Here is a 13,664-nt window from a genome sequence, read left to right on the forward strand (position 1 = left end):
CAGGGAACTGGGGCATGCTGAAATAGTCGATCTGAATGCTTCTGTCATCTGCAGGCGTCGATCGAAGTTTGGGCCTTAATCCGGGCCAAAATAGCCACCCCTTTGCCAATGGGTCGGTAGCATTGGCACTCATGGTGGCGCCAACTGAGCACCGGCGCCTGGGTCGATAAGGAAGGTCCTAAGTGAACACTCAAACAACATCTCAACAGCAGAACCCGCCTTTGGTTGAGGTGCCGGCACACCAGGTGCTCCAGGGTGCGCCGCGTGAGTACAACAGCCGCGAGGCTGACAAGTTCGTTGTTCGGATGCCCGATGCCCTGCATTCCAAGCTGACGCAGCTTTCCACGGACAATTTTCGCAGCTTGAACTCTGAGGTCCTGGCTGCGATTGAGCTGGGATTGAAGAAGAACGTTCGCACTCAGATCATCTTCAGCCTTCTCAAAGAGTCGCCCTTGGCCGCTGAGGTCGAGGCGGCAGCCAAGGCCGTTGATCTGACCTCCGGCCGGATACGCAAATTCATTCTTCGGCTGCCTGACGACTGGCGTGGGGCAATCACATCCGTCGCGCCCGCATCGAGCATGAATGCCTGGGTCGTTGATTGCCTTCGCGAGTGGGTCACCACACAGCATCAGATCGAGCTGCTGCTTACTTCCAAAGGCCGTGGGGCTGCGTAAGCTGACCCTACGGTAATCTTCGCCATTGCGGCAGGGCAGGCCATCCGGTGCTGGTGCCCTGGTCAGCTAGGAAAGAAGTCCCGAATATCCGCGAAGGTCTCGTGCAGGAATGTGCCGGTAAAGGCGAGATTGAGGTCCTGCAGGTTGAGCATCGTGACGTGACTTTGCTCAGGCGGAATTGCTGGATTGCAGAAGTAGGGCGTGTCGGCCATGTTGAACATCAGGCGACAGGCCATTGGGCGGGCGCTATAGACGCTGCATGAGCCCTTCTTAAGGAAGGGGCAGGGTTTCCGGAAGTAGTGAGCTGTCTCTTCACGAGAATGCCTGGCTGTGACCTTTGCCAGCTTCCTCCCACTCGCCTCGGCGAGCATCTGTGCCTCTGTGTGGCTGATCGTTGTGGGGATGTGACAGCAATGACTGCACTTTGCCCTGCAGGCAGCGTAAGGCGTGGCTGCCTTACTGAGTTTGTCAGCCACCTTCAGGGCCTTAGCCAGCCTTCCCTTGCTTGAAATCGGCAGCTGCAGAGCCGCAAGAAACTCGTCCCGGTAGCCGTGCAGCTGCCCGGTAGCGTTTAGAAGGCTAAGGTTTCTGTCTGCTTGCTGCTCTACCTCTGCAGGAGAGGGAGGGAGCTCGACGGCTGATATCAAAACAGGGGTCTGGGTCATTCCGGGCGTTACAGCGGTTTGGGTGAGCGTGCTTCCCTCTGGCGAGGGAAGGGGCAGTAGACATGGAGGGTAACCGATTACAGCATGATGCCCTTGACCTTTTGCTGGCGACCTTGAGGTTGTTCGGCGGCGTTAGGCAGACTGGGCTCGATCCACTGGCATACAGGCGTTCCAGCCACTGTTTGGCAGTTCGGGACGATAATAACCTGTTGGGTAAACACCTGGGTCGATTGGCCATTTCCCGATTGCTTGCTCGGCTGGGGGGTTGCAGAGCAGCCAGTCGCCAGGGCTGCTGCCATGATGATCTGAGCGAGAGCGATGCGGGACAGGGTTTTCATGCTAGTGATCCTCTGAAGGGCGGAAGGCGTTGCGCCTCGATATGAACAGGCTCGCATGTTTTCCAGGTATGCAAGCTGGCACTGGCTGCGGTGCGTTGACCGACTCTCGGGGATGAAAAAAACCGGCCACATGGGCCGGTCTGTTTCACTTGTGAGCCTGGACTGGCTCAACGATGAGCTTCATCGCTTCAACCCTGGTCACCTTGACCATCTCTCCGGCCTGCACGTCAGGGCCGCTCGCTGGCCAAACACCGTCGCCGGCGCGGACCCGGCCGTGGCCATTCTTGATCTCCTCGAAGACCTCGAACGTACGGCCGATGAGCTTCGATTCAGGAGCGTTCAGCGATTGCTCGGCATACCGCCGAGGCATGCGCTTCAGCGCCTGCTTGCCGACGATCCCGTTCACAACGGAAAGTATGCCCAAGAGGAACAGCTGAACCTCCCAGCCAATCGCCGGCGCCACGGCGATTACCAGGCCCAGCAGGAACGCTGCAATGGCGATCCAGAGCAGGACCCCGGTGGCCAGCATCAAGTCGACGATGAACAAAGCGACGGCGAAGGAGAACCAGTCCCAACAGGACAGGTGGTTCAAGAAGTCGGCCATGGTCAGCCCTTCTTCTGGCCGTCGAAGGTGGCCCGGACGATTTCGCCGATGCCGCCCACGGCGCCGATCATCTGGCTGGCTTCCAGCGGCATCAGCACCACCTTGCTGTTGTTGGCGGATGCCAGCTTACCCAGGGCATCGATGTAACGCTGAGCAACGAAATAATTCACGGCCTGGACGTTACCGGAGGCGATTGCTTCGGACACCATGCGAGTGGCTTCAGCTTCTGCCTGTGCGGCACGTTCACGAGCCTCGGCTTCGAGGAATGCCGACGCACGTTCACCTTCAGCTTCGAGGATCTGAGCCTGCTTCTTGCCTTCGGCGGTGAGGATCGCTGCCTGGCGCATACCTTCGGCCTCCAGGATCTGGGCACGCTTGATCCGTTCAGCCTTCATCTGGCCAGACATGGCGGCCATCAAATCTTCCGGAGGGGTAATGTCGAGAATTTCTACTCGGGTGATTTTGATACCCCACGGCGCAGTGGCTTCATCAACGATGCGTAGCAAACGTTCATTTATGCCGTCGCGCTGGCCCAGCATGGCGTCTAATTCGAGCGACCCCAGCACGGTCCTGATGTTCGTCATGATCAGGTTTCGTATTGCATTGGTGAGGTTGTTCACCTCGTAAGCGGCTTGGGCTGCGTTGATGATCTGGAAGAAAGCGATAGCGTCGATTTTCACCGTGGCGTTGTCCGCGGTGATCACTTCTTGGGGCGGGATATCGAGCACGTTCTCCATGACGTTGAGCTTTTGCCCGATGCGGTCCATGAAAGGAACGATGATGTTCAGTCCGGGCTTGAGCGTGGTGGTGTAGCGGCCGAAGCGCTCGACAGTCCACTGGTAACCCTGAGGGACCACTTTGAAGCCCATGAAGACGATGAAGATCGCCAGGGCCACGAACACGACGATGAAACTTCCAGCTTGCATTGAGTACTGCTCCATACGGTGGTTTCTGCGGGGATTATTGCAAGGCCAGCGTTTGAGCAACGCTCAATCTGGGCCTATCCGGGGGACGAACTGCCGGTGCCATTCGGGTGAGTGGCACCGGCTATAGGGCTACAGAACGAAAACCTGCAGGGTCTTCTTCACTGGAACGTAGAAGCCTGTAGGCCCGGCGGTGACTGTTGAGGACGTGCCATTAAGCGGGTCATGGAGTGTTGCGGTACCCGGCAGCGGCAGGGTTACGCTGGCGTACCGCCGCAGAAGTTAATTCTGTCGCTGCCTGCAGCTCGGAAAGCGGAGTAGTGCTGTCGAGCAGCGCCAAGTCCGAGCTGGAGTGGGCGGTACCGGAGAAGTTCAGGCGCTTGTAGAGCTCCTTCAGGAGGTTCTCGTTTGGCTGGTATTCCAGCTCGAAGCACGGGAAGACCACGTTATTGAAGCGGCGGCGGCGATCACCGATGGACAGATCGCTGTAGCGGATGCCACCAAATACCTGGAGGTCGTCATTCTTGAAGCGGGCGATTGCAGTGATGCGCTGCTGGCCATCAATCAGCCAGCCAGACATAGGCAGATCTCCCTCGTCGTTGTAGTTGCGGCCATTCACCACGTAGTGACCGGTCCCCAGACCAAGGAAGATGCCTTCGACAAAAGCCACCTGCTGGCGCTCAGACCATACGGCCGGGCGCTGCCATGGCGGAAGCACCAGATTGAGCAGCTGACGCTCGGCCTCAATGGTGCGATCAGCGCTGGTGCCTTCCCAGAGCATCTCGATGGAGTAGGCACGCTCAATGCCGCGAAGAATAGGGGCTGGTAGGGTGGCGTAGGCCATCACGAACTCCGGGTAACAGGACTAGATGACTCAATCCTGCCAGAGGCCCTGAATATGCAAGAGCCGATTGGGTCCCTGCTGGGGGCGGGGCATTTCCATTCCGGACAACGAAAAATGGCTCTTTGACATCATTACGCACTAAGCTTGGATTTTTCCAAGTCATCAAGGCAAACAAGGAAGGTGCCTATGCCGCTTTTTCCAGCCCCAGCTCAAGCTCTGTTTCTCGTTCTTATCGCCAGCCTTGGTGGGTGCACCTGGTCGCCAGCGATCAAAAGTTGGCCTGTACCTCCGGAAAGGATTGTGTCCTACGGCGCTCCTGACCTTACTCCTACCGCAGGTTCTTCATACGTGAAGATCACAAGACTCAAGACGCACGTCGAAGGCCTGCGAGATCTAGTGGTGGAATCGCGGCTGGACCGAATGAACCGAGATTGGGCATCCAGTGACTTCACGTCCCTTGGGGTGGTTGGGGCCGTAGCTGGGGCCATGGCAGACCAGACAGGACTCCTGAATACCGGTGCCGGGATGTCGGTACTCGGTCTAACCGCACGAGAGCGATATCAGTACGGGGCTCAGCAGGCTGCATACGCCGGCGCTCAGACTGCACTGGACTGCGTGCTGAGCCAGATAAATTCTACGAACGATGCCGAAGTCGAATGGGCTGGCACCCAAACGGGAAGTAAGACAACTGCGCAGGCCGCTCATGCCTTGCCAGATGTTATCTACAAGGCCACCAAGAAGGTTCAGCAAAGTCTGATTACGCGCCTGGGGTCCATTTCAAGCGAGCCAATCAAGGGTTCTGAATTCGATGATGTTTTCAGATCGCAACGGTCTGCGTACACAAAGAAAAACGAAGCCTCTGAACAGCTGCAAACACAAAGCCAGAAGGACCGGGTGACTATCGCCTTAAAATCCGACACCCAAAAGATGCAGGCGCTGGCAAAGAAGGATGACGGGCAGAAGTCCAGGATCGATGCCGAGATGATGCGAATCACAGCTGAGCGCCAGCTCGTACCTCTGCACCTGCAAGAAATGGTTGGGTTAAACATCGTTGGCATGGAGTCTAAGATCGCCGAGTGCACGGCGGGGTATTGACCCTGTTTAAGATGGATTACTGCTCATGGAGGGGGAAAAGATGCTTCGCCTGATCACGCTGAGTTTCATTGCATTCGTCCTGGTCGGATGCGCAGTCACGGCTACTAAAACTGCCTCGAAGGCGGAACCCAAGTGGTTCGGTAGCGATAAGCAGATTCGGATCACGATGTACTCTGACGGTGCTTCCTGTCCTGGTGAGTGCGACTCGCATGTTGTATTTGATTCCAAGCTGAACGGAACCCAGTTTGCTCATTTGCCAAACACCCAGGCTTCTAAATGCCGCGTCGGCGAGCAGTGCGAAATCTGCTTGTTGAGTAATCGGCGCCAATGCCTGGAGGTCATGTATCGGGGTGGGGGACCCGATAAAAACACGTTCGATTTCACCCCGGCCTTCTTTCAAGAAATTTGTGCAGCAACACCCACCCAAGAAATCCTGAACGAACGCTGCAAGCAGATGCGTCGGGCTGAGGCATCTCTCTCAGGGCGCACGAATTGCATTACGGCGCCGGCCAGCCCTGAGTGTGCGACAGTCATGCTTAAGGCTCGAAATGACCGAGCTGCAGATCTACCACTCTATGAGCAGTGTTTAAGCCTCGGCCAGGCCAAGTTCAATAAGCAGCAGCCGAAGGCCGCACAGCGCTCCTTGGAATGCGCTTACGAAGCCTATGGCACGGGTGGCCCGAACAGCCGAGGAACTCGATGGCGCAAGCTCTTGCCGGGGGCGTGCCGAGAAGGAACTTTTGTCGGTCGCGACGGGCTTGATTGTTGCTCGGGCGTGAAGCTTACAGATGCTTGGCTTGGTTCTGAGTGCAAGGCCTTCTATGTGCCGCCAGCTAGAACACCTTCCAGGTAGAGATAGGCCGCGTAAAGGTGCGGAATTGACGCTTGCATCTCTGGAGGTGCCGGTAGTTTGAAGAGGCCTAACACAACAAGGACTCTTCATGAGCGTCATGTCATTTCGGCAGTCGCGCCTGGCTCGCGCCACAGCGGCTGTCACTCTCGTTTCTATGTTGTCCGGATGTTTGCCGCAAAACCTCAAGGAAGGTGCCGGCAAAGCAATGGACTCGACTTCCTCGATCACTCAGGGCGCCGGTGACCTCTTCGCCAGCATCTCTGGCGTAACGGCCACGGTATCCGACCTGACAGGCGTTCAGCTGCCCGGCACGACCAAGGGCGGCGAGCTCAGAACGTGGACCAGCGATGACCTTGCGGCAGCGGAAGAAGCTCGCAAGGTGATGCTTGGCGAGCAGCTCGATGACCTTCCGGTCTATGACCCCCTCAAGGCGGGCGAGGCCCAGCGCTACAAGGCGAAGATCGCTGCGGTTGCCGCTAAGTACAAGGGCCGCAAGTCGCTCAATCCGGAAGAGATGAAGGAGGCCTATGAGGCGATTCTGCCGGTAGTTCGCTATCTCGCGAAAAGCCGTGCCTACCAGGAATCGGCCAAGAAAGTGCCTTCCATCACCCGCAACCCGAAGGGCCACGCTTCGATCGTTGTTCCCGCGGGCATGACGATGAACGTATCGTTGCTGACCTACTGCAACGACCATGGTCTGCCGGCGCCGTGGAGCGGTTCCAAGATGCAGCTCCGCAGCTCAGCGCCCTATATGCCGGAAGATCTCCGGCCGCTCTACAAGGACCTGCACGAATACGCCGCGACCCACCCGAACGCCCACTACCTGATGCAGTCCACTGTCTGGTGGCTCCGGGACACCCCCTGCAAGCAGGAGTCTCTTTCGGACAGGCAGAAGGCCATGATCGAGGCGGCCCACCCTGGCGGCCTGCAGGAGCTTCAGTCTTACTGCATGACCCAGAAGGTGAAGGGCTATGCACTTGATGCAGCCAAGCGCTTTATCCCTGGCGGAAGCTCCGCGAGCAGCATGCTCTCGGAATACCAGCAAGTGATGTCGTCGGTTAATGACTACCAGACGAAGGCCCAGGTCTTCCTGAACAGTGACCTGACCAACCCGAATGATCTCCTCAAGCTGGCGCAGACTTCTGGCCTGACCAACAAGCTCGGCGCGAACAGCCTGCTGTCGGACCCGTCGATCAGAAAGTACGCCCCGCTGATGCAGCAGTCGGGTCTGATCAAGGCCATGATCCCGCACAGCGATGAGGACAAGGCTATTGCCACATCCCTCTCTGTGATGGAGGAGCTTGGTCGCCAGCTCGGTGAGCAGCAGGGTGCTGATCGCGGCAGTCTGGCCAACTACTCGAAGCTGCCAAATGGTCTCTACGTTGAAGCCAAAACAAACGGTGGCGCCAGCCACGCGTACGTCAAAATCCGGAACACTGGTACTGAAGACCAAGTGTTTGATGGCAGCGAGTACGTACTGACCACAGTTGATGACCGTGAAGCCGGCCATTCGAATTATCGACCCACCCAGCGTCTGAGCATCGGGCCGATGGTTCCGGAGAACATTGGACCGAACGAGAGTGATGCCAAGCGGCGCTATACCCCAGGAAACGATAAGGCCGCTATGGACGCCCTGAAAGGCGCCAAGGACCTCGAAGCTACTTTGGAAGGGGAGGAGGACCCTCAGGCTAAAGAGCAGTGTGCAGAGCGCGAGAAGGCCTATCCGGGCAATGGCACGCTGAGCTTCGGCGACTTCGGTCTCGGGATCATCCGTGATGTCGTGCAGGCGGTGCCTTTTGTTGGGAACGCGGCTTACGGATACAGTGCGCTTACCGGAAAAGACTGGCTGACTGGGTCAAAACTGCCCCCAACTGATCGGCTTATTGCAGCCTTTTCCGCTGTTGTGCCTGGTCTGGCAATAGCAAAAGGGCTGGCTGCAGGCGCGAGAATTGGAAAGGCTGGTACTGTCGCATGGAATGCATACAAGGAGGCTAGTCGCGATGTCGTCCGCGGCGCTGCCGCGTTGAAGGCAATGGAAGGAAGTGTGGCCTTCCTGGGCAATGACGCCTGTACTGTCTGGGGTGCTGGGGCCGCGACTTTAGCAAACGGGCTTTGTGGGAGCACGTCGACTGCGAAATGCATTGTCTACCAGGGCATTGCGTCGGCGGTTGGGAATTCTCCACAGGTTCGGTTAGAAGACATGCTTGAGTCGGGTCCAGGGTTGGTGGAACGCGGGACGCAGTCGTTTATCCAAACTGCTAAAGGCTGGTTCAAGTAGCGCCGTGCGATCTGGACCTAAAAAGGGGGCAAATTGCCCCCTTTTTTATGCCGAATAACCATGATCATGCTCGGAGCTCCTAGATTCCACACGAGGCTTCCATGTCCGATCATGACCGCAACGACCTCTTCACACGCGATTACGGGTCCCCATTGCTGGTGCCTGAAGAGTGTCCGCACCTCATCTGGTTCGACGACACTGAGAAGGCGCCGCTGGTCTTTGTAGGGGCCGGCGCCAGGCCTGCAGCTCTACGCACCTGGGAGCAGCAGTCGAAGCAATGGAACGGTAGTCTGTTCGTTCGAGTCGCCTCCAACAGCCGAGATGATCAGTTCCCCTCAGCTATTGCCACTGATCTGAAGCTCCCGGTTGAGCAGAAAGAAACCATGCTGCGCATGTCATCCATGATCGAGCGCCTGGCGGGCGAGGTAGAGCGGCTCAATGAACTGGTCAGGGACGATATCGACGATGATTTGGAGGATCCAGATCTGGAGAAGGAATTGTGCGAGGAAACCGACGAGCTTGTGATGGAGGCTCGGGAGTTTGTTCGTAGAATTGACCGGCAGCTGTCCGCGTGATCGGTTGCTAGTCCCTGTAGTTGTAACTGGCGGCGGTATCCGTCAAAGGTGAATAGCGTGAATGCGATGACCAAAGCAGCCTCGATCAGGCCCCTTACTCTTCCCCTACCAGAGGTCTGCACCGATGACTTCGCGGCTGGCTGGGCGCTGGCCGATGGTCACATCTTCAATGGTGACGCGCTGCAGGGCGTACCACCCGCGACCTGGAATGAAGAGAAGGCTGTGGGCTACCAGCACAGACTGGCGGCGGAGCTCCAGCCAACTGAAGCCCTCCGTGGCATGTGAGCCTAGCCGGCGGACAAAAAGACCCATGTCCTGTTGGTCATGGTCTCGGTTATCGGGCATGAGGGCCTATTAGCTCCAGGGCGAGCAGGAACGATCATTCCACTTCCGATAGCTGATGCGTCTGGCACGTAGAGAAACGCCGGGCATCCCTCAGGTTTAAAGCGTGTTGCCCCCGTTATGTGGCCGTCGATATCGCCTTCAACCACTGTTCTCTGTCCGTGATTGACGGTGACAAGGGTGACCTTGCCGTTGCCCTGGTAGGCATAGTGGCCGTCAGTATTGGGAATGGTGGGCCCTGAGTCAGTACAGGCCGCGATATGGCCGACGACAGCAAGCATGCAGAGGTTTCGCAGTGTGCGCATTGAGAGCTCCTATGAATGGAGTCCCCATCCTATGAATTTGCTCGACCTGACGCATCCCAAAACGGGGTCGCTTACTACTAGCCGGCAGGGCGCCTGCTTAAGTAGAATTTCAGGATCTTCGATTCTCCACTTCCAGCATGAGCTGAGAGTGAGAAAACCTAGCTGGTGGTCACCAGCACTTTCAAAACCCTCGCGGGGCTATCCCGTTTGGGGTTGCTCCGCGGACCTAAACCGAGGAGCTACACCATGATGAATCGCACCATTTCCTTCACCCTTGCTGGTAGCACTGAAGCTGAGCTTGAAAGCGCCTTTCAGGAGGCTCTCAAGCACCTGCAAGCGGGCTGCAGTACTGGTTTCGATCGAGACGGCTCTTCGAGCTTTTTCTTCGAGACTGCCGATGGCAAAGCTGCTTCTGTCGAAGAGGTAGGCCAGTCCACCCTGCAGGCCGGTCCGGATAGTCTGGCTGCATTTGTTGACCAAGTCGCTGGCCTCAGTATCTGGGACTACGACAAGGACGACGGCCAGCCATACAGCGAAACGGAAGAGCCTGAGGACGGCTACATGGACTCCCACAACTGCCTGATGGGTCTCATCGAGCAAGCGCGGGATGTAAGTCGTGGGCTGATCGCTGTTTCCCGATCACAAAGTGATGGGGTGAGTCATGCCTGATCCGCAGATCACCGTGGCGGCTAACTGGGCTATCGAGGCAGTATCCCGCCCCGATCTTCCGAGGCTGATCGAACGAATGAACCTGAGGCAACTCAGGATCTTCGACGACCTGGTGTCGAGGATGACAGTCGACGTTGGGCTTACTCTCAGGTTTGCGCCAGAGGCTGAGCATGCGTCGATAAAGCTGCGACTCGAACAGAAGAATGCTGATATAGCTAAGGCTGCAGAGCTTCTTCACCAGGCGATTTCCCAGCGACAGTAGTTCGGCATTACAAGCCTTGGGGGCTATCCCTCCAGGGGAAAGCCCATGCCCCAAGTCTGGGATTGGTCTCTTGCTGAGCTTTGAGGTATGAAGGCCCGCGAAAGCGGGCCTTTTTCATTTCCGGGATAGCAAGAGTGCTTACGAGAGGCTGTAGTATCTATTCATGCTGCAGGCTGCGCCTCCTGCAGTGCTTGGTAGGCCTTGCCATTCCATACTTGAAGGTTCTCGGCAGACACCGGGCCTGACACGCTTCTCGCGGCCTCCTGCAGGGCCTTGTCGACGCTTGCCGCACAGATCATCACGAACCCATAGCGCCCCTTGTAGCGGTAGCTGTTAAGGCCTGAGGCAGCCAGTGGCAGTTCATGGGTGGCTGGAAAGGCAGATGCTGCGGTGCGAGAGAGTGTCATGCGTGGGCTCCCTCATTCTCTCCCACGAGAACGACGCAGCTAAGGCATCTCTGGCTCATGTCCGCCGACACATCGAGTTGAATCCCGGCTACTACGGCCCCAGGCGCTGGAGTGTGCCGCACTGAGCTCCACCAGGGTCTGCGTGTGCAGTCCCTTAGAATCCGATCGAGACACCTCGCAGAAGTTACTTTTGCATTCGAAAAGGCCCGCAGAAGCGGGCCTTTGTCGTTGATGGTGTTTACGTCACCTTGCGGTCTCGGACAAAGCTAGCTACCCGGCTGCAGTCACGATGATAGAGCCGGGCCAGTTCCTGCTGGGCTTGTTTCAGGCCGCTGCGCTTATGCTTCATGACCAGCTTCGCCTGCAGGTCCAATACCTCGGGCGATTGGAAAAGGGGCTCAACGTCCAGAACACCGATTGCACCTGGAGTGGGCTCTTCATCCGTATTCATCTCGACGTGGTTGTGATTCGCACCTACCACCTGCAGGCCAAGCTTCTCGAATATCTCAACCTTCTCGATGGGGCACGAGAGGCCGATATGCGGGTAAGCCTTACGTAGCTCATCCATCAGAGCTCGCGCCACACCTTGACGGCGGGCATGTTGCGCCACCGCGATGTAGGTGATGCCGCATGCGTCTGTCGATCCCCGTAAAGGCAAGTAGTGAACAAAGCCTGCCACCTCCGCCGGCGAGCAGTCGGACATGGCCACGATCAGCTCCGACCGGGCCTCGGCCTGAGGATCCATGCTCTTCAAGTAAACGCCCAACTCTGCAGTCAGGGTCACTTCATAGATGGGGTAGAGCGCATTGCTCGGGGGGATGCCAGACATGCTGAGTGAACTGGTGTTCTCGATGGTCAACGCCAGGACTTGATCGGTGATGTGATGGTGGGGTGGGGTGGTGTAGCGAACTGTCTTGCACATGTCCGAGCCTTCGTTGTCGTAAAGCACCTTTTTCCCATGGGTCTCGAAACATGCAACCGGGTGCCGTGTTTGGTCTGCCCCTCAAAATGGGCCTAACTGAACGACTTAGGCAGTTTTGCTCCTGTATTTTATGACCTATGTCTAGGTTGTCGCAGGAGAGCTGACTATGGGGCTGCCCATTAAGCCGAAGTCAACCATTCACCAAGTTATTCGTAGGTCTCTTTGTGTGCTCATGGATAAGGTAATTTCCGAAAGTGCATATATGTTTCAATCAGAATAATGGTTCTAATAGGAGCGTTATGATTCTAAGTAAGACTGATGGTTTTTCCGGGGTGCTACTTTCATTTATTTTATCATCAGGATTAATTATTTCGAGCAATGCAGAGGCTGCAACCTGCAGTTACCAGCAAGGCACCAATCGTTGGAGCATTGTATCCTGCGCTAATGGGTCGAGCTCGGAAACAGTGTTTCGTGATGGTGCGTTAATTACGATGATAGGGCAGTTAGGTAGCGGGGTTTCAAGGTCAGGTAGTAACTATATTCATAATGGCGACCTTATTACAAAAGGCGCTTATGTCAGTACAACTACCTCAACTAATGATTTGGCCTGTGGGGTCGGCAAAGTCACAACGTCAATGCACTATCAGTTGTGTGTTGGGTCTACAAATACTCCGCCTGTGGTCGGTAATTTGGCGTTGAGTTTAAATGAGGACTCTAGTAGAACCATAACGCTAACTGCTTCTGATTCTGACCCTGGCGATACGCATTCTTTCGGCGTGGCATCTGGGCCATCTGTTGGTTCTGCTTCAGTAAGTGGGAACAAACTCACCTATACACCGCCGGCGAACTGGAATGGCGTAACATCGCTTACGTATGCTGCGATTGACTCTGGTGGTGCTTGGTCGAACGTAGCAACAGTCAGCATTACTGTCGTTCCGGTCAATGACATTCCTTCTGTTTCTAATCGAACAATGTCGCTAGCTGAAGACAACTCTTCTTCGATAACACTCACAGTGACCGACGTTGACTTGAGCTATGAGGGAGACAGCCACACCTTCAGCGTAGTATCCGCCCCGGTTAATGGATCGGCGGTAATTTCGGGCAAAGTCCTGACCTTCACTCCGAATGTAAACTGGTTTGGAACTACTACGCTTACATACCGAGCCGTGGATAGCAAAGGTGCGGCATCATCACCAGCGACAATTACGATCACGGTAACAGCGGTGAATGATGCGCCATCGGTGCCGGATCTTGTCTTGGATGTGAAACGAAACACCAGCGGAAGCCTTTCCCTTAGTGCCGAAGACGTTGACCCTACTGATACGCATACCTTCCAGATTGTCAGCGCCGGGGAGCACGGCACTGGTTCTATTTCAGGGAGTACTTTCTCTTTTACCCCGACGTTTAATGTAAGCGGAACATCGGTGTTTACCTACAGGGCGAGAGACAGCGGTGGTCTTTATTCTCTTGCAGGGACCATAACTGTTGTCGTCGCTGAGCCTGTGGGGCCTGTTCTCTCCGTAGGCTCGATTACCGCGCCGGAGAATGGCAGTGGATCTGTTACGGCAGTGGTTACGGACGAAGATCCTGGGGATACATACGTGATTAAAGTGCTTTCAGATGAAGGCTACGGAACCATCACGGTCAATGGGAACGTCATTACATTTGTTCCATTGCCGGGGTGGAGCGGTTCCACCTTTATTAAGGTCGCAGCCGTTGACTCTGCTGGCATGTACTCTAATTATGTGACGATCCCAGTAACTGTTACTGCGGTGCCTAAGCCCCCTGTTACAGCGCCTCCAACTGATACTGTGAGTCGCACACTTGGCCGGCCACTCTTCAATACAACTGAGAATACGCCTAAGTACTTCCGGACAAAGGTTGTTTCTCAATAGTTGGTTTGATATG

16 protein-coding genes are annotated in these 13,664 nt (G+C 56.2%); 9 read left to right on the plus strand and 7 right to left on the minus strand.

Annotated elements, in window-relative coordinates; genetic code table 11:
* Nucleotides 1-182 precede the first annotated feature (182 nt).
* Nucleotides 183-674: an Arc family DNA-binding protein gene (locus tag P7A97_RS08410; protein WP_277689482.1), complete on the plus strand. Its 492-nt coding sequence runs from the start codon at nt 183-185 to the stop codon at nt 672-674.
* A 62-nt stretch (nt 675-736) separates the two neighbouring features.
* Here P7A97_RS08410 and P7A97_RS08415 read toward each other — a convergent pair whose 3' ends face one another.
* From P7A97_RS08415 to P7A97_RS08435, 5 genes are all read right to left on the minus strand, one after another.
* Nucleotides 737-1,339, minus strand: a complete 603-nt coding sequence (locus P7A97_RS08415) for a YkgJ family cysteine cluster protein (protein ID WP_277689483.1) — start codon at nt 1,337-1,339, stop codon at nt 737-739.
* Nucleotides 1,340-1,416: 77 nt separating this feature from the next.
* On the minus strand, nt 1,417-1,677 hold the full coding sequence (locus P7A97_RS08420; RefSeq protein WP_277689484.1) for a hypothetical protein: 261 nt from the start codon (nt 1,675-1,677) through the stop codon (nt 1,417-1,419).
* 145 nt (nt 1,678-1,822) lie between these two features.
* A complete protein-coding gene (locus P7A97_RS08425) occupies nt 1,823-2,281 on the minus strand; it encodes an NfeD family protein (RefSeq protein WP_277689485.1) in 459 nt (152 codons plus the stop codon).
* Between the two features lie 2 nt (nt 2,282-2,283).
* A complete protein-coding gene (locus tag P7A97_RS08430; RefSeq protein ID WP_277689486.1) occupies nt 2,284-3,207 on the minus strand; it encodes an SPFH domain-containing protein in 924 nt (307 codons plus the stop codon).
* Nucleotides 3,208-3,427: 220 nt separating this feature from the next.
* Nucleotides 3,428-4,048, minus strand: coding sequence for a DUF262 domain-containing protein (locus P7A97_RS08435; protein WP_277689487.1), 621 nt, complete (start codon nt 4,046-4,048; stop codon nt 3,428-3,430).
* 186 nt (nt 4,049-4,234) lie between these two features.
* Between P7A97_RS08435 and P7A97_RS08440 the strand changes: the two genes are divergently transcribed.
* From P7A97_RS08440 to P7A97_RS08470, 7 genes are all read left to right on the plus strand, one after another.
* Nucleotides 4,235-5,143, plus strand: a complete 909-nt coding sequence (locus tag P7A97_RS08440) for a hypothetical protein (RefSeq protein ID WP_277689488.1) — start codon at nt 4,235-4,237, stop codon at nt 5,141-5,143.
* Between the two features lie 40 nt (nt 5,144-5,183).
* A complete protein-coding gene (locus tag P7A97_RS08445; RefSeq protein WP_277689489.1) occupies nt 5,184-5,996 on the plus strand; it encodes a hypothetical protein in 813 nt (270 codons plus the stop codon).
* 88 nt (nt 5,997-6,084) lie between these two features.
* Nucleotides 6,085-8,274: a pre-toxin TG domain-containing protein gene (locus P7A97_RS08450; protein WP_277689490.1), complete on the plus strand. Its 2,190-nt coding sequence runs from the start codon at nt 6,085-6,087 to the stop codon at nt 8,272-8,274.
* 101 nt (nt 8,275-8,375) lie between these two features.
* On the plus strand, nt 8,376-8,849 hold the full coding sequence (locus P7A97_RS08455) for a hypothetical protein (RefSeq protein WP_277689491.1): 474 nt from the start codon (nt 8,376-8,378) through the stop codon (nt 8,847-8,849).
* A gap of 57 nt (nt 8,850-8,906) precedes the next feature.
* On the plus strand, nt 8,907-9,134 hold the full coding sequence (locus P7A97_RS08460) for a hypothetical protein (protein WP_277689492.1): 228 nt from the start codon (nt 8,907-8,909) through the stop codon (nt 9,132-9,134).
* Between the two features lie 608 nt (nt 9,135-9,742).
* The gene (locus tag P7A97_RS08465) at nt 9,743-10,165 is read left to right on the plus strand and encodes a hypothetical protein (RefSeq protein ID WP_277689493.1); all 423 of its coding nucleotides are present in this window, start codon (nt 9,743-9,745) and stop codon (nt 10,163-10,165) included.
* A complete protein-coding gene (locus tag P7A97_RS08470; RefSeq protein WP_277689494.1) occupies nt 10,158-10,427 on the plus strand; it encodes a hypothetical protein in 270 nt (89 codons plus the stop codon). Before P7A97_RS08465 ends, P7A97_RS08470 begins: the two co-directional genes overlap by 8 nt.
* A gap of 161 nt (nt 10,428-10,588) precedes the next feature.
* Here the strand turns inward: P7A97_RS08470 and P7A97_RS08475 are convergent, their stop codons facing one another.
* Both P7A97_RS08475 and P7A97_RS08480 read right to left on the minus strand, forming a co-directional pair.
* Entirely contained in the window at nt 10,589-10,834 is a 246-nt protein-coding gene (locus P7A97_RS08475; protein WP_277689495.1) for a hypothetical protein, read from the minus strand.
* Nucleotides 10,835-11,072: 238 nt separating this feature from the next.
* A complete protein-coding gene (locus P7A97_RS08480) occupies nt 11,073-11,783 on the minus strand; it encodes a GNAT family N-acetyltransferase (RefSeq protein ID WP_277689496.1) in 711 nt (236 codons plus the stop codon).
* Between the two features lie 272 nt (nt 11,784-12,055).
* Here P7A97_RS08480 and P7A97_RS08485 point away from each other — a divergent pair, with 272 nt between their 5' ends.
* The gene (locus tag P7A97_RS08485; RefSeq protein ID WP_277689497.1) at nt 12,056-13,651 is read left to right on the plus strand and encodes an Ig-like domain-containing protein; all 1,596 of its coding nucleotides are present in this window, start codon (nt 12,056-12,058) and stop codon (nt 13,649-13,651) included.
* Nucleotides 13,652-13,664: the final 13 nt, after the last annotated feature.

Origin of the sequence: Pseudomonas sp. GOM6 (assembly GCF_029537485.1) — a bacterium.
Taxonomy (GTDB): domain Bacteria; phylum Pseudomonadota; class Gammaproteobacteria; order Pseudomonadales; family Pseudomonadaceae; genus Aquipseudomonas.